We start from the raw sequence: 1,110 nt of genomic DNA, 5'->3' as shown, positions 1-1,110 counted from the left end.
ATCGAGTTTTCGCTAAAGCTTGATTCAAATCCCGAATTTACCGCAAGCGTGCTCGTAGCCTACGCCCGCGCGGCGTATCGTTTGGCGCAAAGAGGCGAAAGCGGCGCGTTTAGCGTATTTGACATCGCTCCGGCGCTTCTTTCGCCAAAGAGCGCAGATGAGCTAAGGCGCGAAATTTTATAAATTTTTGGGGCGTTTCGGCGGAATTATGAACGAGGAATTTTGAGTGATAAAAATAGAAAATTTAAAGAAATTTTACGGCAAGACCTGCGTGATCGACGATGTGAGCTTGGAGGTGAAGCAGGGCGAAATTTTCGCCATCGTAGGTCACAGTGGCGCGGGTAAAAGCACGCTGCTGCGCTGCATAAACGGGCTTGAGGACTATCAAGAAGGAAGCCTCAAAGTCGAGGGCAGGGAAGTAAGAGAGCTAAGCGCCGCTCAGATCCGCGAGCTGCGCAAAAATATCGGTATGATTTTTCAGCACTTCGCGCTGATGAGCCGCCGCACCGTCGCGCAAAACGTCGCCACGCCGTTAGCATTTTGGGGCTATTCGAAGGACCATACAAAGCGCCGCGTCGCCGAGCTTTTGGAGCTCGTGGGGCTTGCGGGTAAAGCAAATGCCTATCCCAGCGAGCTTAGCGGCGGACAAAAACAGCGCGTGGCGATTGCGCGCGCGCTTGCCTTGAGCCCTAAAATTTTGCTTTCCGACGAGGCGACCTCGGCGCTTGATCCCAACACCACCGCTCAAATTTTATCGCTTCTGCGCCGCATCAATCGCGAGCTAGGCATTACGATCGTGCTCGTCACGCACGAGATGGAGGTCGTAAAGGGCATCGCACAGCGCGCGATCCTGCTTAAGGGCGGGCGCGTGAGCAACTCGGGCGATATCGTCTCGCTATTTTTGCACCCGGATGAGAATATGAAGGAGTTTTTGGGCGAGGAGGAGGTGCTACCCGCAAGCGGCGTGAATATCAGGCTATTTTTCCCGCCCGCGGTTGCGTTTGACAGCGTGATCACGCACATGGCGCGCGCTTTGGAGATAAATTTTAACATCGTCTGGGGCAAGCTCGAGCGCCTCGATAAAAACGTCGTCGGAAGCCTCGTGATCAA

Annotated in this window: 1 protein-coding gene and 1 pseudogene; both read left to right on the top strand. The window is 54.1% G+C overall.

The window, feature by feature from the left end:
- Window positions 1–183 (top strand): annotated as a pseudogene (locus Q0438_RS04555) (diaminopimelate dehydrogenase); the annotation flags it as partial.
- Between the two features lie 43 nt (window positions 184–226).
- On the top strand, window positions 227–1,110 hold an 884-nt coding region (locus Q0438_RS04550; protein ID WP_299187872.1), incomplete at its 3' end, for a methionine ABC transporter ATP-binding protein.

Origin of the sequence: uncultured Campylobacter sp. (assembly GCF_938030785.1) — a bacterium.
Lineage (GTDB): Bacteria > Campylobacterota > Campylobacteria > Campylobacterales > Campylobacteraceae > Campylobacter_B.
The sequence above is the reverse complement of the archived record's forward strand: the minus strand, read 5'-3'. Positions and strand labels throughout refer to the sequence as shown.